This window comes from Zestomonas carbonaria, assembly GCF_904061905.1.
Lineage (GTDB): Bacteria > Pseudomonadota > Gammaproteobacteria > Pseudomonadales > Pseudomonadaceae > Aquipseudomonas > Aquipseudomonas carbonaria.
Window position 1 is genome coordinate 1 of sequence record NZ_CAJFCI010000088.1, and the last position, 21,354, is coordinate 21,354.

Sequence of the window (21,354 nt, forward strand, 5' to 3'; positions counted from 1 at the left end):
GGGAACTGCCGTCGAGAGCCGGCAGTTCCCCGGAGTATCGAGAGGCTGCGAGGTGGGTATGAACTGCAAGCCTGGGACAGGCCGCAGTTCATCCGTTACATCCAGTGGGTCAGAAGTCCAGCGTAGCCGACACCTTCAGGGTGCGCGGGCTGCCTTGGGTCAGGTAGCCGCCGTTGGCGGACTCCCAGTAGTTCTCGTTGGCGACGTTCTCCAGGCTGGCACGCAGCGTGAGATCGCGTTCTTCCATCTTGAAGGAATAGCGCGCGCCCAGGTCTACGCGGGTCCAGGCCGGGATGCTCAGTTCGTTGGCCGAGTCATAGTACTGTCCGCCGGTGCGCAGCAGCAGACCGTTCAGGGCCAGGCCCTGTACGCCGGGCACATCCCAGTCGAAGCCGATGTTGTACTGGAACTCCGGCACGCCGACCGCACGGTTGCCGTCGTTGTTTCCGCCGGCTGTGCCACGCAGTTCGGTATCGATCAGGGTGCCGCCGGCCAGTAGGCGCAGGCCCGGATGGACTTCGCCGAACAGGGTCAGTTCGACGCCGCGGTTGCGTTGCTCGGCGTCCACGCCGAACACGCCGTTGTCGGTCACGCCCTGGGGCTGCTCGATCCGGTAGACGCCGAGGGAGCCGCCGAAGCCGCCCCAGTCCAGCTTGACCCCGGCTTCTATCTGCTTGGAGCGATAGGGCGCGAACATCTCCCCGCTGTTGCTCGCCGTGCTCGGTGCGATCGGCCCCGGCGCCAGGCCCTCGATGCGGTTGGCGTAGAACGAGAGGTAGTCGGTGGGCTTGATCACCAGGCCATAGACCGGGGTCGTGATGTCGTCGTCGTAGTTGGACGTGCGCAGACCGGTGCCGGCGCTCCAGGCATCGGTGGCGATGGACTGGCGACGCACGCCGAGGGTGAGCAGGGCGCGGTCGTCGAAGAAGCCCAGGGTGTCGGACAGCGCCACGCTGCGGGCCTTGCCGGAGCCCGTCTTGCGTGGGTCGTGGATATCGCCGTTGACGGTTGGTGTGGGCTCAGGCGACGGGAAGGGATCGTACAGGTTGCCCGGCAGACGGTTACCCGCCGAGGTCGATTCGTTGGCGCTGCGGTACTCGCGCCAGTTGCCGCTGAGACCGAGGTTCGCCTGATGGGTGACCGACCCGGTGGCGAAGTTGCCACGCAGGCCGCCCTGGGCGCTGCGGCTCTCTTCGTCGCGCGGCGCATAGAGGCGGCCGACGCGGGCGCTGCCATCCAGCGAGCTGACGTAAAGCGAGGAATACACGCCGTTTTCGCGCGTGTACTTGCCGCCGATGGCCAGGTAGGCGGTCCACTGGTCGTTCAGGTCGTACTCGCCGCTGAGCATGCCGTAACTGTCTTCCAGTTGTGACCAGGCCCAGGGTTGGGCGTAGTTGTCGTTGGCGTCCGGCACCTTGGGCACCTTGCTCAAGCCGCTCAGGTAGACCACCGAGCGGCCTTCGTTGACGCGCTGCTTCTGGTAGCCGAAATCGGCGGCCAGGCGCAGGCGCTCGCCACGGTAGTCGAGGCCGAAGGCAGCCAGGCTGAAGCGGTTGTGCTCGTCGTCCACAGCGGTCTCGCCTTCGCGCTGGGCGAGGTTCATGCGCACACCGAAACGGTTGTCGGCGCCGAAACGCTGGCCGAGGTCGAGATGGGTGCCGATGCGGCTGTCGCTGGCGTAGTCGAGGGTGACGCTGCGGGTCGGCTCGTCTTCGGCACGCTTGGAGACCACGTTGATGCCGCCACCGATGCCACTGCCGCTGGGCGAGACGCCATTGAGAAAGGCACTGGCGCCCTTGAACACCTCGACCCTTTCCACCGCCTCGGTGGCGATGATCTGGCGCGGCAGCACGCCATACATGCCATTGAAGGAAATGTCGTCGCTGAACAGTTGGAAGCCACGGATGACGAAAACCTGGGAGAAGTTGCCGAAGCCATAGGACTGGCGCACCGCCGGGTCGCTGCGCAGCACCTCGCCCAGGGTCTGCGCCTGGCGGCTCTCGATCAGGCCGCTGGTGTAGCTGGCCACGCTGAAGGGCACGTCCTGCATGTCCTGGTTTCCCAGCATGCCAATGCGCGCGCCGCGCGCCACCTGGCCGCCGGCATATTCGGCGGGCAGGTCGTCGCGGCCGGCGAGTCGTCCACTGATCGTGGTGACGCCCAGCTCCAGGGAGCCTTGTTCCTCGGGTTGCGGTACCAGGGTGACCGTGCCGTCCGCATCCATGCGGTAGGTCAGTCCGCTACCTTGAAGCAGGCGCTGCAGGCCTTCGGTCACCGAGTAATCGCCCTTGAGCGCCGGCGCGATCCTGCCGTCCCGGGTCAGCGCGGCGTCGTAGAGCAGGCGCACGTTGGCCTGCTCGGCGAAGTTGGTGAGTGCCGCGTCAAGGCTCTGCGCCGGCACGTCGAGCTCGATGCCCGAGGCGCTTGCGGAGGCGAGGGCAAGGGGGAGGGCGGCGAGTGGTGGAAGGAGGAAGGAGATCGACCGCATGCTGGTTTCCTGTTCTCTACTGGCTGATTTGCGAAGTACTCGCATTTGCAGGAACAGAAGACGAAAGTGCCGCGCATTTCTGAACCGGTGCCAGAAAAATTTCTTGCGAAAATCGCTGAAGTGCCGCTGGACGGGGCTTTCAGTCGCGGGAGGCAACCAGAATCAGTCCTGGCAGGCGTACCAGGCGTACCGGCAGGTTGCCTTCGACAGCGCGGAGAACCGCCTGGGGGTCGTCCAGGGCGAAGACCCCGGTCACCTGCAGCTTGCGCGCCTCGTCGTCGAGGAAGAGCACCCGTGTCCGCTGGCTGCGGTCAAGCTCTTCGAACACTTCGGCCAATGGCCGGTCGCGGAACACCAGTTTGCCGCGCTGCCAGGCCAGGCGCTGTTGAGCGTCGAGCGGTTGCACGGCCTGCAGGCGACCGTCCCGCCACTGCACCTGCTGGTTCGCGCTGACGGGAACGGGCGACTGCCGCTCGGCACCGGCCTGGACCTGGCCATGGGTTACCGCCAGGTCCACGCGCTCGCCCGTGTAATTGACGTCGAAGCGTGTGCCCGTCACCCGGATACGCGCCGGCCCGGCCTCGACCAGGAAGGGGCGGCTGGCATCCGGCGCCACCTGGAAGTCCGCCTCGCCACGGTACAGGCGGATTTCGCGGCGGTTGTCGCTGAACTGCCAGTCCAGGGCGGTATCGCCATTGAGGGTCAGCAACGAACCGTCGTCCAGCTTCAGCTCGCGAATTTCCCCCGGCGCGGTGCGCACGTCGGCGTAAAGGCCCACCCAGGTGCCCTGGGGCAACCAGAGGGCGAGCAGCAGCATCGCCGCACTGGCCAGGGGAATGGCCCAGCGCGCCGTTCGCCGGCGACGACCAGGCACCCGAGCGATGCTCGGCAGCTCCTGCGGCCGTTCTACCTGGCCGAGCAGCGCCCACAGGTTTTCCACTTGCCGCATGGCTTGTTCGTGCTCGGGCGCGGCGCGACGCCAGGCTTCCAGGGCCTCATGGTCAGCCGCCGTGGCGCGCCCGGAATTCAGCAGGACCTGCCATTCCCGGGCCTGGGCGAGAAGAGAAGGGGAGGTCACGGAGAAATGTCCATGTGTTGCTGGCAGAGTTCGAGGGCCTTGAGGATATAGCGTCCGGCCATGCTTTCCGAGACACCGAGGCGTTCGCCGATCTCGCGCTGGGTCATCCCGTCCAGGCGATTCCACAGAAGAGCCTGGCGCAGGTGTGGCGGCAGGCCCTGGAGGATTGTCTGCAACTGGGCAAGGCGCTGCCCGTCGCCGACGACCCGCTCGGGACCGGGTTGCTCGCTGGGCAGCTCGGCAGGGATTTCCTCCAGGGCCGGCCGCGACTCCTGCTGGCGACGGTGGTCGATGATCAGGTTGCGGGCGATGCGATAGAGGAAAGCGCGCAGGTTACCGATTTCCTCTCCCGGCTCGCGACGACGGAAGCGCAGCCAGGTTTCCTGGCGCAGGTCTGCGGCCAGCTCCGCGCATTTGACCTGCCGCGTGAAAAAACGCAGGAGCTCATTGGCATGGCGCTGGAACTGGCCATCGGCGGACTGGGGATCGGATGAGGTGGTCACGGCGGAGAGACAGGGGAAATATGCCGGGAAAATATATCAAGTGATAATTGTTTGCAATTGTCCGTACTGAACCGGCAATCGAACCTTTCGGCCTGCTCGTATCCGGCGAAAGGGCTAATCATCGCCACGGGAATATCCACCGCATTCTTCATCTCGCGCGCCAACGTGGTCAGGTACCCGGACTCTTGCAGGGTCGTCTCGATGGTCAACAGGCCGGCCCCTGACAACGCGAGATGGCCAAGATGGATCAGATGCCAATCGCTCATGTGTCCGTCTTCTACGGAGTGCTGGCGCATGGGCCCGGTGCGCGGCGGCTGCCAGATATCGAACCACCAATCATCCGCCGGCAGGTTCTGCCGCAGGTTGGCCAGCGCACGGCGGAAGCTCAGCGCCTCGTCGAAGGTCTCCTGGATCAGCGGACGAGAATACGATTGGCAGTTGGAGACGCCCGAGACGTATCGGCTCGAAAGGCTTCTGCAGAGGACTCGAGTGTGGAGAGCTCAAGACTCTTCAGCGCATCAAGGAATCATCAAAAATATTCGCAATTTAACATAATATACATTATGCGAAGCCTTGGATTCAGAATGCACCAGCCAGGGGCTCTACACTTTGCGATCTACTGATAACCGCTACCTGGGTAGCGCCCCACACGCCAATACGGCGATTACAGGTGCGCTCCACAGCAGGACAAGCCAGATAACCGAGATGCAAGCTTCGCTCTGAACCGAGTCGCTTGGCCGGCTCAGCTTGCATCCTGTCACTAGCCCATCGTACTTCCTCGCTACGCTCGGAAAGCCCGATCGGCTAACGTCAGGCAAAGCACGAAAAAACCGCAGGCGCCTTGGCTTTGATTCGCTGGCGCTAGGGCTGACAGCACCTCAAGAATAATCAGCTCCTCGAATGTCCTGAAGCCCGGATCGTTATAGCCATCCTCCAACATCCTCAAGAACAGAGCCCAATCCCGGCATCGCATCGAATGTCGTTGCATAACGAATGCGGGCCCCAAGCAAAAGACTCGGATCGAGCGCAGAGCGAGCTCCGAACCAGCATGATATTTTTTCAAGTTCAGGAATGTTGAACATGCCAGTGAGAGCCAGTCCGGGCCTTCAGATTCGTACTCGCTCGCCGGGTCCGATCTTGCGCTAACGCGACAACGCCCCTGCCCTTATATGACTTCCTAAACGATCTGCAACGGCCCCGACTCAGGCAAGTTGGTCACCAGGTCCGCGCCGACCAGCCTGGCCGGTGTGTAGGCGCCGCCGGCGGGCTGGTGCTTCATCAGGTACTCGACCACCGCCAGCGAGCCGGTGATGGTCAGGCTGTAGCCGTTGGCCGTGCGAATGCGCGCGGTCCTGCTTTCTCCCCGTGCATTGACGGCCTCGCCCCAGACGAAGGTGGGCATCTGTGCACGTTTCTCCTCGCTGGGCCCCTTCACTGTCCTGGCGATGCGCGCCTTGATCAGCTTCTGCACCCAGGAGATTCCCAACAGCGGCCGGATATGGTTGGCGCGCTTGGCGTTGGCGATCATGCCGGGCGAGCCGGGAATGAACACTTCGATATTGGGAATGCCGGTGGTGTGGTAGGCGGTGGACACGTCGCCCCAGGGGATCGTCATCGCCTCCTTCTCGCCGTCGCCGAAGTCGATCCGGCGCACCTTGTAGGCCAGCGGCACGCCGATGATCCTGCCGTCGCGGCGCACCTTGCCGCCCTGCGCCAAGCCTTCGACCGAGGTCTTGGCGGTGCCGGGCGAGAAGCCCGAGCGCGAGTCGAAGCCCAGCGCCAGGTGCGTGGCATCAGGCAGCGCCGCCTTCAGTGCGGCGGCGACGCAGTCCGTCGGGATGACGTCGAAGCCCACGCCAGGACAAAGCACGACACCGGCTTGCTGCGCACGGCCGTTCAACGACTGCGCCAGTTCGAACACGGCGATCTCGCCGGTGATGTCGAGGTAGTGCGCACCGGCGCGAAGGCAGGCTTCGATCATGGGCGCGGCGGTGGCCGAGAACGGGCCCGCGCAGTTCAGCACCAGCGAGTGGCCCTGGATCTGCCCGGCCAGCGCCGAGGCGTCCTCGAGCCCGAACGCACGGGCTTCCAGCCCCAGCTCTCTTGCCAGCGCCTCGACACTTTCCCGGTTCCGACCGGCCAGCACCGGAGCGAGCTCTCGCCGCGCCGCCTCGCGGGCGATTAGCTCCCCGGTATAGCCATTCGCGCCGTAGATCATCCAGCGCATCGTTGCAGGCGTATCGTTTTGCGCACTCATGCCATCGTTCCTGATTCGTGAATGATCCAAAGCCTATCAGCAGACGATCAACCGGCAAGGCTCCTCACCCAGCGCCGGTACCGCCAGTTGCGGACCTGCGTATCGAGCTGTTGCTCCAGCAGCGCCAGAGCCGGCGCGACATTCGGGTTGCTGAGCTTGCCGAGGCTCAGGCGGCGCAACTGGTGCTTCACCATCGCCATGTAGCCGATCGACGCCAGTACCTTGTTCTTCCAGGTGATGGGCCTGAGCACGGGCGCGCTCGCGATGCCCGCCCGCCACGCCTTGGGCAGGTTGGGATCGATGGCCAGCGCGGTGCCCATGCCCACCATGTCGATGCCGCTGTCCAGGACCTGCTCCGCCACCGGCAACCGGCGCACGCCGCCGGTGACCATGACCGGCATCTGCGCCACGGAGGAAATGTCCTTGGCGAACTCCAGGAAGTAGGCCTCCCGGGCCAGCGTGCGGCCATCGCGGGCCTGGCCGTGCATCGCCGGCGCTTCATAGCTGCCGCCGGACAGCTCGATCAGGTCCACGCCCAGCGAGTTGAGCAGCGCGATGACCCGCTTCGCATCGTCCGTGCTGAACCCGCCGCGCTGGAAATCGGCCGAGTTGATCTTCACCGCGACGGCGAACCTGGCGCCCACGGCCGCGCGGACTTCCCTGACCACGTCGAGCAGCAGCCGGGCCCGGTTCTCGAGCGCCCCGCCCCACTGGTCCGTGCGCTTGTTGGTGATCGGCGACAGGAACTGGCTGAGCAGGTAGCCGTGCGCGGCATGGATCTGCACGCCGGTGAAGCCGAAGCGCTCGGCGAGCACGGCCGTCCTGACGAAGCGTGCCTTGACCTCGGCGATATCCGCCTCCGTCATGGCCCGCGGCGGTACGAACTGTTTGGAGAAGTTGCCCAGGTCCATGGCAACCTCCGATGGCGCGATGGTGTCCTGCTTCAGGGCCGCGGGCATCTGGCGGCCCGGATGGTTGATCTGCATCCACACCTGCCCGCCGTGCGAGCGGGCGGCCTGAGCCCAGGTCCGGAAACGCTCGCCGAAGCGCTCGGACTCCAGCACCACCCCGCCCGGCCCGGTCATGGCCCGGTGATCGATCATGACGTTCCCGGTGATCATCAGGCCGGCCCCGCCCTCGGCCCAGGTGCGATAGAGGCGGATCAGTGCTTCCGAAGGCGCATGGTCCTTGTCCGCCATGTTCTCTTCCATGGCGGCTTTGGCGAGACGGTTGGGAATGACGGCCCCATTGGGCAAGGTCAACGCAGTGAACACTGTCATCACAGGCTCCAGGATTGGCGACGGCGGAACCATAACCTTGAAGTAAGCTTCAATGTCAAGCGTGGTTTCCGGTGCTGCGCCAACCCACTCGAAACCAGGGGGTAGAAGGGGATTGACCTTGAAGTTCAGTTAAAGGTTAGGGTTCCGCCGGCAAGTCGCTGAATAGCGTGAGCCTCACGCCTAACCCTGGAGAGAGTGAACAGTGAAACTCGGAAGTGTTGTCGCGATAGCCGGACTTTTCGTCAATGCCTTTGCCGCCCCGGCATGGGCCGACGTTCCAGCAACTGAAAGCACGATCATCGACATCGCCGGTCATGAAGTACCCGTGGTGAAGGGCGGGTTGTACGACCGCTACCGTTCGAACCCGCCCCTCTCGGTGATTGCCGCCGAGGCGCCGGACGTCGACCTGAGCTGGTTCAAGGGGCTCGCCAAGGCGAAGGTGGATATGGGCTTCGAATCCTACTCGCCGAACTTCTACTACAAGAACAGCAGGGTCACCGCCGTCTACACGGCGGATATCGAAAAGCTCAGGGAGTTGATGCCCGCCAAGGTCCTGGAACAGGTACAGCCCTTGCAGGTATGGCCGGGGCGGGGTCTGGTGGCATTCACCGCCTACTCCTATCAGTACTGCGACAATGACAGTTACAACGAAATCGCCCTTTCCATCGTCACCAACAAGCCTGGAAGTTCCAACCTTGGCCCTGTCTCGCTGATTGGCCAGTCACTGTCCAAGGACTATTGGGGGTACGTGCTCAAGCTCCCGGTGAATACCGAGCTTGCAAAGGTCCGCGGCGTGGTTGGCTACAACCTGCCGAAGTGGCTGACCGGCATCGATGTCAGGGAGGACGAACGCACGGTGACCTACGACATCATCGATAGCCGGACAGGAAAGGTGGACGTGGTTTTCCAGGCCGGCAAGCTCGCCGACCTTTCGAAGGACGATGAACTGGTGACCAACAGCTTCACCAATATCGATCAGAATGGCGAGCTGGCCTATGGCTACGCGGTTTCGCGACAACTCAGCCATGCCTCCAGCAGCGACGGGGACTCGGCGAAGCTGATCCTCGGCGATGGGGAGCTTTCCACCTACATGAAGTCGCTGAAGCTCGGGAAGATGATGAGGTACGAATACGTTCCGGAGTTCCAGAGCGCGCTCTATGCGCCCGAGCCGCTGAGCGCCCTCATCGGCAAGGACTGACGGCTGGGCCGGTCGAAGTCAGGCCGTCCGACCTGACCGTTCCCCGGGCCCAGGGATCATTCGACGGAAGCGCTGCCGGCCCTGGCTCGCTTGCGGGCCGGCAACGTCACACTGCCTTCTTGGCGCAGACGCTCCAGCACCCGCTGGGTGTTGTCTGCGCACTGTATTCCTTCCGGCTTGTTCTCGATGCTCTCGATGGCGACCAGCAACTGCGTCCTGCTCTGCTCCAGACGCTTTTGCAGGACCTCGACTTCCGCCACCTTGCGCTTGAGGGCATCCAGCAACTCGCCGTGCTGCCAGCCCTTTGCATTCAGCGGCAGCAAATGGCGAATCTCCTCCAGGGAGAATCCCGCGCTCTGGGCGCCAGTGATGATTTCCAGGATCCAGACGGTGTCCGGCGCGTAGTCGCGGTAGCCATTCGCCTTGCGCTCGACCGAGTTGATCAGGCCGCTGGTCTCGTAGAAACGAATGCGCGAAGGCGCCAGCCCAGTGAGCTTCGCCAGCTCTCCAATTCTCATGCAGCACCCTCGAAAAAGCGTTGACCTTAAAGCTTACTTTAAACCTAGAGTTATCGAACGGCCAAGCGATGAGCCGTTCGCGCGGTGTCGCATCGCCAGTTGCCGAACTCCACCTCACACAGGAGATACGAACATGGGATACGTCACCACGAAGGACGGCGTTGAGATCTTCTACAAAGACTGGGGCCCCCGCGACGCCCAGGTGATCCACTTCCACCATGGTTGGCCGCTCAGCGCCGACGATTGGGATGCCCAGATGCTCTTCTTCCTGGCCAATGGCTTCCGGGTCGTCGCGCACGATCGCCGTGGGCATGGGCGTTCGAGCCAGGTCTGGGATGGCCACGACATGGACCACTACGCCGACGACGTGGCCGCCGTGGTAGACCATCTCGGCACCCTGGGGGCGGTTCACGTCGGTCACTCCACGGGCGGCGGCGAGGTCATCCACTACATCGCCCGCCATGGCGAGGATCGTGTGTCCAAGGCGGCCATCATCAGTGCCGTTCCGCCCCTGATGGTGAAGACCGACAGCAACCCCGGCGGCCTGCCCAAGGAAGTGTTCGATGACCTCCAGGCCCAGCTCGCGGCCAACCGCGCGCAGTTCTACTACGACATTTCCGCCGGGCCTTTCTACGGCTATAACCGCCCCGGGGCGAAGCCTTCGGAAGGCGTCATCTGGAACTGGTGGCGCCAGGGCATGATGGGGAGCGCCAAGGCTCACTACGACGGCATCGTCGCGTTCTCGCAGACGGATTTCACCGAGGACCTGAAGCGCATCACCATCCCGGTCCTGGTGATGCATGGCGATGACGACCAGATCGTCCCCTATGAAAACTCGGGCCTGCTCTCGGCGAAGCTGCTCAGGAACAGCACGCTGAAGACCTACTCCGGCTTCCCGCACGGGATGCCGACCAGCAACGCCGATACGATCAACGCCGACCTGCTCGCCTTCGTGCGCGGCTGACGGGACCGGGGGCCAGGCATTCGCTCCTGGCCCCCTCCTGTCCGTCACCTAGTCGTACGGGCCAGCCCCGGGCGATCGCGACAAAGCAAGGCGGGTATCGCCCGGATATAGATCAGCTCCCCTATCAGTTCCACGAGCGTCTGGGTGATCACCGCCGCCGCCGCGAGCCCGCGAATCTCTTCGGGGAGCGCCAGGGCCAGCGGTAGGACCACCAGGGAATTCCGGGTCGAAGAGCTGAAGGTCACGGCCCTCGCCGCTCCGGCGGGAAGCTTGAACAGCCTGGCGGTCAGCGCGCCGACCAGGGGCGCCAGGAACAGGAAGACGATATAGACCGGGATCACCGGCGCCAGCCTTTCGATATCGCGCACGACAGGCGTGATCTGCGAGCCGACCACCACGATAAGCACAGCGGCCATCGCCGGCACCGGCAGCCATGCCCAGGCGTCAGCCCAGGCCTTGACGGCGGCCGAGCGCTTGACCAGGGCCTCGGTGATCAGCGCCAGGATCAGGGGCGCGACGATCAGCGCCAGGAAAGCTTCGATGAACGGCCCGACGGACACCACCACCCCGGAGACGCCACTGAGCATGATGCCCAGGTAGAGCGGCAACAGGGCGAGCTGGAGCAGCAGCAGGATCGGCGTGGCCGAGAGGACCAGCCGCGAGTCGCCCTTGCCGATGTGGGTGAAGACCACCACGTAGTCGATACACGGCGTCAGCAACACCAGCAGCGCACCGACCAGGATGGCCGGATGCCCCGTGAGCACACGCGTCAGCGCCCAGACCAGCAAGGGAATCAGGATGAAGTTGGCGATCAGCAGCGCAGCCATGAACGGCTTGCTGCCCAGGCCTTCCCGCAGGTTCAGGAAAGGGATCTGCAGGAACATCGCGTACATGAGAACGGCGATGGCCGGCGTGACCAGGAGCTCCAGCCCCTGGGCGGCGGAAGGCGCCATGAGCCCGCCCAGCGCGGCGGCCAGCACCGCGACGAAGTAGATCGGTATCTGCTGCCGCTCGAGCGTGTCCCTATCCATGTTTCCCCCAGGGTGAAAGCCGGCAAGCCTATGTGCTGCCTGGCGGCATGTCGAGTCGTCAGGTGATGTGCCGCCGGCCGAATCGCGGTGTACGCTCAGGTGGGAGAAGCGGCTTGACCTCGATCAAGCCGCTTTGCCCACCGGCGGCGTACAAAATGCAAGAACGCTCACGATCATCAGCGGAGATCGATCCATGAACACTCCCCAGCCCTCCGAAATCCCCGAGGACCACTGGGTCGAAAAGCTCAAGGACGGCAGCCATGTCCTGATCCGGCCGCTCAGGCCGGACGACCGCGAGCGCGAGATCGAATTCATCGAGCGCCTGTCCCCGGAGTCCCGCCACTTCCGTTTTCTCCACGCGATCAAGGTGGTCTCGCCCGCCCTCCTCGACCATCTGATGCACCTGGACTACCGGCAGACCATGGCTTTCGTGGCACTGGCCCACGAGGGCGGGAAGCTGATCGAAGTGGGCGTGTCCCGCTATGGCGCCACCGGCGACGGGCAGCGATGCGAATGCGCGGTGGCGGTCGCCGACGACTGGCGCCGGCGTGGCCTGGCAACCGTCCTGATGCGGCGCCTGATCGACTTCGCTCGGAGCAAGGGTTTCCGCCAGATATATTCGGTCGACTCACCCTCCAACCTGGCCGTGCAGTCCCTGGCCCGCCTACTGGGGACCGAGTGCCAGCGCGATCCAGAGGATCCGGGGCTGCTCATTCATAGTTTGCGGCTTTAAAGGCTGGGGGCAACGCGGAGGCGTCGGAGTCTTTCCTGCTTGCACGATCTGTTGAGCGGGTTCTATCCGGGATAGCTTCACGCGTTGCAACGACACCTCAGCCCCTCACCCCCGGCCCCTCTCCCGGAGGGAGAGGGGAGCATCAAGCTCCGTGCTCTCCCGCTACACCGTTCTACCCCCTCTCCCTTCGGGAGAGGGTTCTACTGAGTCGCCTGATATGGCAACGACTAGCTCAGACCATGTCGTTGCTGGCTAGTCACAGCCCCTTGTGGAAACGCAACAATTTCCCCTGCTTGCACGGCCAGCCCCCTCTCCCTTCGGGAGAGGGTTGGGGTGAGGGGCGGACTATGTCCTGGGCACAGCGTCTGTGTTGCCGCCCCTCACCCTGCCGGTTCTATCCGAGTAGCCTGGCATGACAGCGACAAACTCAACCCATCTCACCGCTGGCCAAGCACACCCCTCCCACCTATTCCTGCCCAGGCCTGACCGCCAGGATACTGGCGGGAATCCGGTACAGGGTCAGTTCGCTGGTGCTGCCGAGGATCTTTTCCAGTCCCTGGCGGTTCAGGGTGCCCATCACGACCACATCCATCCGGTTCTCCATCACGAAGTCGCTGATGACCTTGATCGGCGGGCCCATGACGATATGCCGGCGGTTTTCCGGCACGCCGTGCTGGTCGGCGAAGCGGTTGAAGCTGTTGCGCAGCAGCTTGGCCAGCGCTTCATGGATCTCCGCGGTCCAACTGGCCGGGCTGGTGGCATAGGCCATGTTGAGCGGGGTGTTTTCGTAGGCGCTCAGGACGTGCAGTTCGGCGTCGCATTGCAGGGCCAGCGCGTAGGCCGCCGCGAGGATGCTTTCGTTCACCCCGGCGATCATGTCCTCGCCCTCGGTGATGTCGACCGCGGCGACGACTTTGCGCGGCAGCGGGTGCTCGGCGAAGCTGACCATGTGCAGGGGCACCGGGCACTCGCGCAGCAGGCGCCAGTCCAGGGGCGTGATGAAGGCCCGTTTCAGCGCCGGTTCGGGTTGCGTGTCCTTGATCACCAGGTCGGCGGGCATTTCCCGGACGTGCAGGAGGATTTCTTCGAGGGGGTCGTCGGTCCAGACGGCCTCGCTGGTCGCCTGGATGCCCTCCCCGCGCAGCCGCTCGACCACCTCGTTCAGGCGCGCCGGTTGTTGCGTGAGGAAGTCGTTGCGGGCCTGCTCCAGGACGTGCTGGTCCAGGCTCCAGAGGTTTTCGAACGGCCCGCCGAGGGCGACGATGTGCAGCGAGGCGCCGCACGCCTTGGCGATGGCGGCGGCCCGTTGCAGGGCGGACGAGTTGGGCATGGCGGGATTGGCGATCAGCAGCAATCGACGATATTGGCGCATGTGGACCTCCATGGATTCGGGTTGCCCTCCCCCTGCACGCTTCGCCAGCCGGCATTCGGGCAACGGTGTCGGCGGGAATCCCCCGACTTGTCGATAGCCTGCCCCCGTGGGCCCGGAGCGACTTGATCCAGGTCAACCGCGAGGGCATTCGGCGTTCATGGGCGCTCCTGCTGCCAGGCGCGTCGCAGCAGGTCCACCACTTCCCGGTCCGAGGTCTGGTCGAAATCCACGTACCAGCGACCGATGGCCATGAACGGTTCGGGCATGAACGGACAGACGATGTCGTCGACCTCGCCCCTCAGCTCCGCCACCGTTTCCGGCGGCGCGACGGGGGCGGCGACCACGATGCGCGCCGGTGCCTGCTGGCGGACCGCCCGCACCGCCGCGCGCATGGTGGCGCCGGTGGCCAGGCCGTCATCGACCAGGATCACCTGCCGGCCACGCAACTCCGGCAGTGGGCGTTCGCCCCGGTAGGTCCGGTCGCGTCGTTGCAGTTCGGCGCCTTCGCGCTGCACCACCGCGTCGACGATCTGCTCGCCGATGCCGTACGAGCGCAGCACGCCCTCGTTCAGCACCCGCACGCCGCCGCTGGCGATGGCGCCCATGGCCAGCTCCTTGTGGGAAGGAACGCCGAGCTTGCGCACCAGCATCAGGTCCAGCGGCGCATCCAGGGCGACGGCGATTTCGTAGGCCACCGGCACACCGCCGCGCGGCAGGGCGAGGACGATGACCCCGGGCTGGTCGCGGTAGTCGGCCAGCAGCCGCGCCAGGGCGATGCCGGCAGTCGTTCGGTCGCGGATAGGAATCCTCAGGGAGTCGTTGGAAGTCATCTGGCGGCCCTCCACGCGGGATAGTGACGGCGTCACCCAGACAGTTTCGCCGATATTCACCATCCTGCCGTGTTCGTGCCGCTCGATGGGCTCCTCAGTAGTGTCGTTCCGGCCGCATCAGGCCGAGTTTCTCGATCCGGTAGCGCAGCATGTCCCGCGAAAGGCCGAGCAGCCTGGCCGACTTGGTGACGTTCCAGTCGGTCTTGTCGAGCATCCGGATCACCATGTCGCGCTCGACTTCCGGCAGGCTCATGGAGCCGAGGCCGTCCTCGCGCTCGACAGGCGGCGCGTAGCTGGCCGGCGCCGGCATCACCAGGCTTTCGTCCATCAGGCTGGGGCAGAGGTTGAGCTGGCCCGGGCCGATCAGGTTGCTCTGGGTGAGCAGCACCGTCTGTTCGAGCATGTTGCGCAGCTCGCGCACGTTGCCCGGCCAGCTATAGCTCATCAGCAGCGTCTCGGCTTCCCGGGAGAAATGCAGGTCGAGCTTGCCGTAGCGCTTGCCGTGCTGGTGCAGGAAGTGCCGGGCCAGCAACAGGACATCGTCGCCCCGCACGTACAGGCGCGGCACCTTGATGGAGATGATCCGCAGGCGGAAGAACAGGTCGCGGCGGAACTTGCCCTGCTGGACCATCTGTTCGAGGTTGCAGTTGGTGGCGCTGATGATCCTCAGGTCGACCTTGCGCTCCTTCACCGAGCCGATCCGCCGGATGGTGCGGTCCTCCAGGAGCTTCAGCAGCTTGGCTTGCAGCGCCAGGTCCATCTCCCCTACTTCGTCGAGGAACAGCGTGCCGCCATCGGCCGCCTCGACCAGGCCGACACGGCGGTCCTTGGCGTCGGTGAACGCGCCTTTCTCGTGGCCGAACAGCTCGGCTTCGAGCAGGTTCGCCGGGATGGAGGCGCAGTTGAACTCGATGAACGGCGCCTTGGCGCGTGGTCCGTCGAAATGCAGGGCGCGGGCGACCAGTTCCTTGCCGGTACCGGTTTCGCCCTCGATCAGCACCGGCGGCAGGTCGGCGCCCGCCATGCGTTTCTCGGCATCCAGCAGTTGCCTGAGAACGCCCTTCATCGCCTGCATCGCCGGCGACTCGCCGACCAGCGCGGCCAGGCCGGAATCGCGGGATTCACGGCTCTGGTAGAAGGACAGCTTGTGCTCCAGGCGCTGGGCTTCCAGCGCCTTGTCGAGCAGCAGCTTGAGCTCGGCCAGCACCACCGGTTTGGTCAGGTAGTGGAAGGCGCCGACCTTCATTGCCAGCACGGCGTCTTCGATGTTGCCGTGGCCGGTCATCATGATGACCTTGATCTGCGGGTGACTGGCCTGCACCTGCTCGATCAGCTCGATCCCGCTCATGCCCGGCAGGGAGTTGTCGGTCAGCAGCACATCGGGCTGGTGGGTCTTGAGCAGTTCGAGAGCCTGCTCGGCCGAGTGGCATACCAGCCCCTCGTAGCCCTTCCGTTCGAGGTAGGTCTGGATGTTACCGGCCAGGATCTCGTCGTCTTCAACAATCAGTATGCTGTGTTCCATGCTCCCCTCCCGTTGCCATTCTGAAGCTCAAGCACACTTGAGTTCCCTCTTGCTCGCGGCTGCGCAGGCTGATCCTGCCGCCGAAGCGATCCATGATTCGTTTCACCATCACCAGCCCTACGCCAAGCCCGCCTTGCTTGGTGGTGTAGAACGGTTTGAAGGCCATCGTTTCCTGTTGCCGCGACATGCCCTTGCCGGTGTCGCTGACGGTGATGTGCATCCAGCGAGCACTCTCGTCGGGCTCTATCCGGATGCTTAGCGAACCGCCCTGCGGCATCGCCTCGATGGCGTTGGAGCACAGGCTGTTGAATATCTGGGACAACAACATCCGGTGGCAGAACAACGGTGGAACCGGGCTCGGCGTGAAGTCCACCTGGATGTTGGCGTTGCGGCACTGCTGGTCGAAGGCGTGCAGGGTTTCGTTGATCACCGCGACCGGGTTCACCGCCTCGGAGTCGCCGTTGATCGGCCGCAGGGACGTCAGCAGGTCCCGCACCCATTTGGACATGCGATCGACCTGGCCGATGATGTCGTTGATGTTCCCGCGCGTCGGCGGCTCGGAAAGCTCCAGCGCCAGCTCGGCGCTGGAGCGGATCGCCGCCAGCGGGTTGCGCAGGCTGTGGGCGACCGCGGAGGACATCTCGCCCAGGGCGACGAAGGTTTCGTTGGCGATCAGTTGCTTCTGTTGCGAGGCGATCTGCCCCGAGGCGCGCCGGACGATCCAGAACAGGCCGACGTAGATCAGTCCGCCGCCGATCGCCGTGGCCAGCCAGATCAGCACGTAGCCACGCTGGATGCGGGCGATCAGGTCCTTCGGCTCCTTGTAGATCTCGACCACCGAGACCGCCTTGCCGGCTGCGTCGAGCAGCGGGATGTAGTTCTCGATGAACAGATGCTCCGGCGCGCGGAGGAATTTCTGTTCGAGGCGCTCGTCGTCGATCCGGTGGTAGCTGGAGATCACCTGGGACTTGCTGTGGAAAGCCTCCGCGAGATGCTCGTTGCCCGCGATGTGGCGGCCGATCAGGTCCGGGTTGGTCGACCAGATGATGGTGTGATCGAGCGCATAGATGTTGGCCAGCAAGGCGTCCGGCAGATGGGCGATGTGGTCGAGGAACTCGACGCGGGCGCGATCGCGCAGGATCGCCACGTCCGGGGGGTACTGGCTGTCCAGGCGCGCGTCGAGCACGTCGCCCATGGACTGGAGCGCGGGCAACTCGACATGGCGCACTTCCGCGGCGGCGATGGCGTGGATGAACTGGGCGCTCAGCATCGCGTCCCGCTCGATGCTCTCCTTGACCACGAAACGCGTGGAAATGATGCCCAGGCCCAGTGCCACCGAACCGATGATGAGAAGGCTCACCACCGAAAACCACTGAAGCAGATTGAACTGCTTATCGGCGGTCGCTGTGGTGTACCTCCCCTGCAAAAACATGTCCCTCATAAAGGCAGTGCGCATAAAGGATTTCCTGATCCGTCGCTTTTTAAAAAGCTTATAGCTCAGGTCTGGGGGTTTTCTTAAATCATTAATTGCAACTAGCCAGTACGCATTTAGAAGCTTGGAGCATGGAAATTCCGCCACGCCAATTAATTGACTTTAACCGAAACGGACTCGCTAACTGATTGTTATTGAAATGGCCTGATGTTGGTCTCTGATAAAGGTCCTGTTTTTTGATTAGACCAAGGTCCAATTTAATTACCGACCTCAGGCGGTAAATCCAAAGCCCGTATTTACGGCGCTCCCAGACTATAAAACCTCCCCCCACAAAAAAACCCAAAGATGGGGAGTTCCCCCCAGTGCATGTTTCAAGCCCCACCGGTTAATTGCTGGAAGAACCTGTTTATGGGGCTTTCGATAGTTATATGCGGGGTGGTACGGAAGTTGCGATGAGCCGATCAGCCTGTCTGTGGCTGCGCATATCCACCAAGGCAACGCTCATTGCAAGAGGGCAAACTCATGCATAACAAACTGTCGAAAACCGCGATCGCGATTTCGCTGGCAATCGCGGCCGGCCACTCAGCCCAGGCAGCGCTTTATGCCGTGGACCCAGGACCCTATCTGGAGGAAAACGGCAAGTTCGCGGCCTGGTACCAGGACACCCACGGACGCGTACTCGACCTGTGCCTGTCCAAGGCGATCAGTTCCCGCTCCGGCGGCGATGGCGACGGCCCCGCCTACATGTGTTCGTTCCCACCGCTCGAAGAGGGATTCGACGTCGACCAGCCGATCGTCTTCCCCAGCAACTTCCCGGGCGAGTCGTTCTGGTTCACCGCCGATGCCGAGATAGCGGATGCCGCCTCGGGAATCGAGCTACGGTACGGCGCCGCCCTTGAAGCGGCTTTCGCCGTCGAAGAGCCGGCCGAAGGCGACCAGGTCGCCTTCGCGCGCATCCGCGTCCGCGTCGACGTGCCGCAACCCGGCCTCTACACCGTGACCCACCCCTATGGTGTCGAGGTCTTCGACGTGACCCAGGAAATCTTCGACGACACCGAAGGCGACCGGGCGATCAACATGACCCGCGACCTCGGCATCGGTGCGCCCTACGACTACACCGGCGCGCTGAACGGCGACCTCGGCCCCTTCCTGCGCAGCGTCAACGGTCCCTATACCGAAGGAAGCGAAACCTTCATCGGCGACCCGAACCTGGAAGAGCCGGTCACCGGCAGCCCGTTCGACACCAACTACGTGCGCATCGAAGGCCCCAACGGCATCGACCTGCGCACCAACCTGTTCGCGATCTCCGGCAAGCTCTCCAGCGTGGTACGGGAGACCCCGGTGATCGTCCAGCGCGCCACCTACTCGCGCAGCAGCGGTGGCAGCGGAGTGGTCGCCCAGCAGGACGTCTTCGTCCAGGCCCCGCCACCGCCCGCCACGGCCAGCTACGTGGATACCGCCGGCCTCGGCATCCCGATGAGCGAGGCCAACGGCACCGGCAACTGGTACGGACAGTCGGCCAGCAACCCCACGACGCTGCCGGGCCAGCTCAGCCTCACCGCCAACAACCAGCCGGCCATCCCCACCAGCACACCCACCACGGTGACCCCGGCGCTGGTCGACCTGGTGCAGATCCGCCGCGCCGAATACAGCCTCTCCTCCGGCCAGATCACCCTGGAGGCGACAACCAGCGACCAGACCGCCCCGCCAACCCTGACGGCAGTCGGCATCGGCACCCTGAGCGGTTCGGGAGCGACCAAGACCCTCACTACCGGTATCTCGCCCATTCCGCCGGCCTTCGTCCAGGTGACCTCGGCCAACGGCGGCAGCGATACCGAAGAAGTGGTCATCCTCCCCTAAGGACTCCAACCCCGTTCGCACGTCAGGAGGCATCATGAACAAGTGGTCATGCCTGTTGCTAGCCACCCTGGGAGCAGCCGCTTCGCTCGGCACCGCCCAGGCCGCACTGCAATCGTTCGACCCCGGTCCCTACACCGCGGCGACCGGTCACTATCCGCTCTGGTACGAAGACACCAACGGCCTGAAGCTGGAGCTGTGCCGCTCCAAGGCCACCTCGCGCGGCGCGGCGGGCAGCTACATGTGCCCGTTCGAAGTCGAGCCGGGCGTGTTCGACCCCACCTTGCCCATGGTCTTCCCCGACAACTGGCCCAGTGAACTGTTCTGGTTCCTCGCCGAGGCGGAGATCGAAGGCACGGGCGGAGGCAACAACGCCTACGAGCTCGAGGTCTACGTGGCCGGCCTGGAGGCTGCCTTCTCCGGCGATGCGCCGGTCGATGGCGACCAGGTCAGCTTCGGGCGCATCCGCCTGCGGGTGTCGATCCCGACGCCGGGGCTGTACACCATCACCCACCCCTACGGCGTGGAAACCATCCAGGTGAACACCACCGGCCGGCGGGCGATCAACATGACCCGCGACATCGGCATCGCCCAGGGCAACTTCAGCGGTGCGCTGAACAGCAACATCGGGCCCTTCCTGCAGAGCGTGAGCGGTCCCTACACCGAGACCAACCCGGAAACCGGCGAAGTGGAACACTTCATCGGCGACCCGAACCTCACCCAGCAGGTCACCGGCAGCCCGTTCGGCACCAACTTCGTCCGCATCGAAGGCCCGGCCGGGGTCATCCAGACCGACCAGTTCACCCTGGTCGGCAAGCTCCTCGACGATCGTCCGTCGACCACGGTGGGTATCGACCGCGCCACCTACCGGCGTACCGCCGCCGGAACCCGGGTCGAGGTATTCGCCAACTCCGCGCCGAACGCCTCGCTGTGCTTCCGCGACCGGCTGGAACTCATGCAGGGGCCGCCGCCCTCGCCTTGCCAGTTCAACCTGCTCGGCGACAACAACGGCCACTTCTTCGCCCAGAACCCGGGCCTGGCCTTGCCGCCGCAACTGGTGGTGGTCACCGCGACCGATCCGTCCGGGGCGACCAAGCCGACCTCGGTGTCCCAGCGGCTGAGCGATGTGGTGAAGATCAACACCGCGCGCTACTCCTGGGATGACCGGCGCCTGCGGATCGAGGCGGTGTCCAGCGACGAAGTGGCGATTCCGGACCTGGTCGCCCAGGGCTTCGGCCGGCTGACCAAGGCGGGCACCCTGCAGAGCCTGACGGTGAACGACCTGGCGCAACCGCCGGCCAGCGTCACGGTGAAATCCTCCGCCGGCGGTTCGGACACCGAGGCCGTGGTGGTGGTCGGCAGCGCGCCGGAGCCGAGCGACAACCTGCTCCCGGTCGCGGCCAACGACAGCGCCACCACCAGCTTCGGCGAGCCGGTGACGATCGACGTGCTGGCCAACGACAGCGATCCCGACAACGACACGCCGCTCAGCGTGGTGGCCCTTACCCAGCCGGCCGCCGGCCAGGGCAGCGTGGCCCCGAGCGGCGCCGCGGTGGTCTACACCCCGCCGGCACAGGGCACCGCCCAACTGGTGACCAGCTTCACCTACCGGGCGCGGGATGCCCGGGGTGGCGAGTCGCAGGTGGCCACCGTCACGGTCACCGTCAACCCGGTCGCGGTTCCCAACCAGCCGCCGGTCGCCGGCAATGACAGCGCCACCACCAGCCAGGGCAATCCGGTGACCATCGCCGTGCTGGCCAACGACAGCGACCCGGACGGCAACGTCCCGCTGAGCATCGTCAACCTGACCCAGCCGGCAACCGGCCAGGGTTCGGTCGCGATCAGCGGCGACAGCCTGGTCTATACGCCGCCGGCCAGCGTGACCAGCGCCTTCACCGCGACCTTCAGCTACCAGGTGCGGGACTCGCTCGGCGCACTGTCGGCCCCGGCCACCGTCAGCGTGACGGTCACCCCGCCGGCGGTCCAGGAAACCTTCGCCGTGACCGACGCGGAAGTCCTCGCCCGGGCCGGCGGACGCCACACCTGGACCATCACGGGGACCAGCTCGATCACCTCCGGCAACAGCGTCACCGTCGAGGTGACCACGACCACCGGACCCGTGAGCCTGGGCTCGACCACCGTGCCACTGACCGGCCGCTGGCGGCTGTCGACCACCACCACCGGCCTGCAACCGACGGCGAACCCGACCGCGACCATCCGCTCGTCCGCCGGCACGCTGGTCACGGTCCCGGTAACCGTCCGTTAGGGCCGATCCCCGCCCGGACGCGAGT

17 protein-coding genes are annotated in these 21,354 nt (G+C 64.8%); 5 read left to right on the forward strand and 12 right to left on the reverse strand.

Annotated features, from left to right (window positions below; genetic code table 11):
- Positions 1-109 precede the first annotated feature (109 nt).
- From PSEWESI4_RS23915 to PSEWESI4_RS23940, 6 genes are all read right to left on the reverse strand, one after another.
- Entirely contained in the window at positions 110-2,488 is a 2,379-nt protein-coding gene (locus PSEWESI4_RS23915; RefSeq protein WP_187673743.1) for a TonB-dependent receptor, read from the reverse strand.
- A 139-nt stretch (positions 2,489-2,627) separates the two neighbouring features.
- Positions 2,628-3,566, reverse strand: coding sequence for a FecR family protein (locus tag PSEWESI4_RS23920; RefSeq protein ID WP_187673744.1), 939 nt, complete (start codon positions 3,564-3,566; stop codon positions 2,628-2,630).
- Positions 3,563-4,069 carry an RNA polymerase sigma factor gene (locus PSEWESI4_RS23925; protein WP_187673745.1) on the reverse strand — a complete coding sequence of 169 codons (507 nt, stop codon included), beginning with the start codon at positions 4,067-4,069 and terminating at the stop codon, positions 3,563-3,565. Before PSEWESI4_RS23925 ends, PSEWESI4_RS23920 begins: the two co-directional genes overlap by 4 nt.
- Positions 4,066-4,335: a hypothetical protein gene (locus PSEWESI4_RS23930; RefSeq protein ID WP_187673746.1), complete on the reverse strand. Its 270-nt coding sequence runs from the start codon at positions 4,333-4,335 to the stop codon at positions 4,066-4,068. The genes PSEWESI4_RS23925 and PSEWESI4_RS23930 overlap by 4 nt, the downstream gene beginning before the upstream one ends.
- 911 nt (positions 4,336-5,246) lie before the next feature.
- Positions 5,247-6,326 (reverse strand): saccharopine dehydrogenase family protein, encoded by a 1,080-nt coding sequence (locus tag PSEWESI4_RS23935; RefSeq protein ID WP_187673747.1) that lies wholly within the window; start codon positions 6,324-6,326, stop codon positions 5,247-5,249.
- Positions 6,327-6,373: 47 nt separating this feature from the next.
- Entirely contained in the window at positions 6,374-7,606 is a 1,233-nt protein-coding gene (locus PSEWESI4_RS23940; protein ID WP_187673748.1) for an NADH:flavin oxidoreductase/NADH oxidase family protein, read from the reverse strand.
- Between the two features lie 202 nt (positions 7,607-7,808).
- On the opposite strand from PSEWESI4_RS23940, the gene PSEWESI4_RS23945 reads away from it, so the two are divergent.
- A complete protein-coding gene (locus tag PSEWESI4_RS23945; protein ID WP_187673749.1) occupies positions 7,809-8,804 on the forward strand; it encodes an acetoacetate decarboxylase family protein in 996 nt (331 codons plus the stop codon).
- A 56-nt stretch (positions 8,805-8,860) separates the two neighbouring features.
- Here the strand turns inward: PSEWESI4_RS23945 and PSEWESI4_RS23950 are convergent, their stop codons facing one another.
- Entirely contained in the window at positions 8,861-9,322 is a 462-nt protein-coding gene (locus PSEWESI4_RS23950) for a MerR family transcriptional regulator (protein WP_187673750.1), read from the reverse strand.
- A 133-nt stretch (positions 9,323-9,455) separates the two neighbouring features.
- On the opposite strand from PSEWESI4_RS23950, the gene PSEWESI4_RS23955 reads away from it, so the two are divergent.
- Positions 9,456-10,286 carry an alpha/beta fold hydrolase gene (locus PSEWESI4_RS23955; RefSeq protein WP_187673751.1) on the forward strand — a complete coding sequence of 277 codons (831 nt, stop codon included), beginning with the start codon at positions 9,456-9,458 and terminating at the stop codon, positions 10,284-10,286.
- A gap of 44 nt (positions 10,287-10,330) precedes the next feature.
- Here PSEWESI4_RS23955 and PSEWESI4_RS23960 read toward each other — a convergent pair whose 3' ends face one another.
- The gene (locus PSEWESI4_RS23960) at positions 10,331-11,317 is read right to left on the reverse strand and encodes an arsenic resistance protein (protein WP_187673752.1); all 987 of its coding nucleotides are present in this window, start codon (positions 11,315-11,317) and stop codon (positions 10,331-10,333) included.
- 193 nt (positions 11,318-11,510) lie between these two features.
- On the opposite strand from PSEWESI4_RS23960, the gene PSEWESI4_RS23965 reads away from it, so the two are divergent.
- Positions 11,511-12,050 carry a GNAT family N-acetyltransferase gene (locus PSEWESI4_RS23965; protein ID WP_187673753.1) on the forward strand — a complete coding sequence of 180 codons (540 nt, stop codon included), beginning with the start codon at positions 11,511-11,513 and terminating at the stop codon, positions 12,048-12,050.
- Between the two features lie 466 nt (positions 12,051-12,516).
- Here PSEWESI4_RS23965 and PSEWESI4_RS23970 read toward each other — a convergent pair whose 3' ends face one another.
- The 4 genes from PSEWESI4_RS23970 to PSEWESI4_RS23985 form a co-directional block, all read right to left on the reverse strand.
- Positions 12,517-13,422, reverse strand: coding sequence for a universal stress protein (locus PSEWESI4_RS23970; protein WP_187673754.1), 906 nt, complete (start codon positions 13,420-13,422; stop codon positions 12,517-12,519).
- Positions 13,423-13,577: 155 nt separating this feature from the next.
- Complete coding sequence (locus PSEWESI4_RS23975; RefSeq protein WP_187673755.1) at positions 13,578-14,252, reverse strand: phosphoribosyltransferase; 675 nt, start codon at positions 14,250-14,252, stop codon at positions 13,578-13,580.
- A 94-nt stretch (positions 14,253-14,346) separates the two neighbouring features.
- The gene (locus PSEWESI4_RS23980; RefSeq protein WP_187673756.1) at positions 14,347-15,774 is read right to left on the reverse strand and encodes a sigma-54-dependent transcriptional regulator; all 1,428 of its coding nucleotides are present in this window, start codon (positions 15,772-15,774) and stop codon (positions 14,347-14,349) included.
- Positions 15,749-17,215 carry a sensor histidine kinase gene (locus PSEWESI4_RS23985; RefSeq protein WP_235979006.1) on the reverse strand — a complete coding sequence of 489 codons (1,467 nt, stop codon included), beginning with the start codon at positions 17,213-17,215 and terminating at the stop codon, positions 15,749-15,751. The genes PSEWESI4_RS23980 and PSEWESI4_RS23985 overlap by 26 nt, the downstream gene beginning before the upstream one ends.
- Before the next feature lie 513 nt (positions 17,216-17,728).
- Between PSEWESI4_RS23985 and PSEWESI4_RS23990 the strand changes: the two genes are divergently transcribed.
- The gene (locus tag PSEWESI4_RS23990; protein ID WP_187673758.1) at positions 17,729-19,066 is read left to right on the forward strand and encodes a hypothetical protein; all 1,338 of its coding nucleotides are present in this window, start codon (positions 17,729-17,731) and stop codon (positions 19,064-19,066) included.
- Between the two features lie 34 nt (positions 19,067-19,100).
- On the forward strand, positions 19,101-21,329 hold the full coding sequence (locus PSEWESI4_RS23995) for an Ig-like domain-containing protein (protein ID WP_187673759.1): 2,229 nt from the start codon (positions 19,101-19,103) through the stop codon (positions 21,327-21,329).
- The last annotated feature ends 25 nt before the right edge of the window (positions 21,330-21,354 follow it).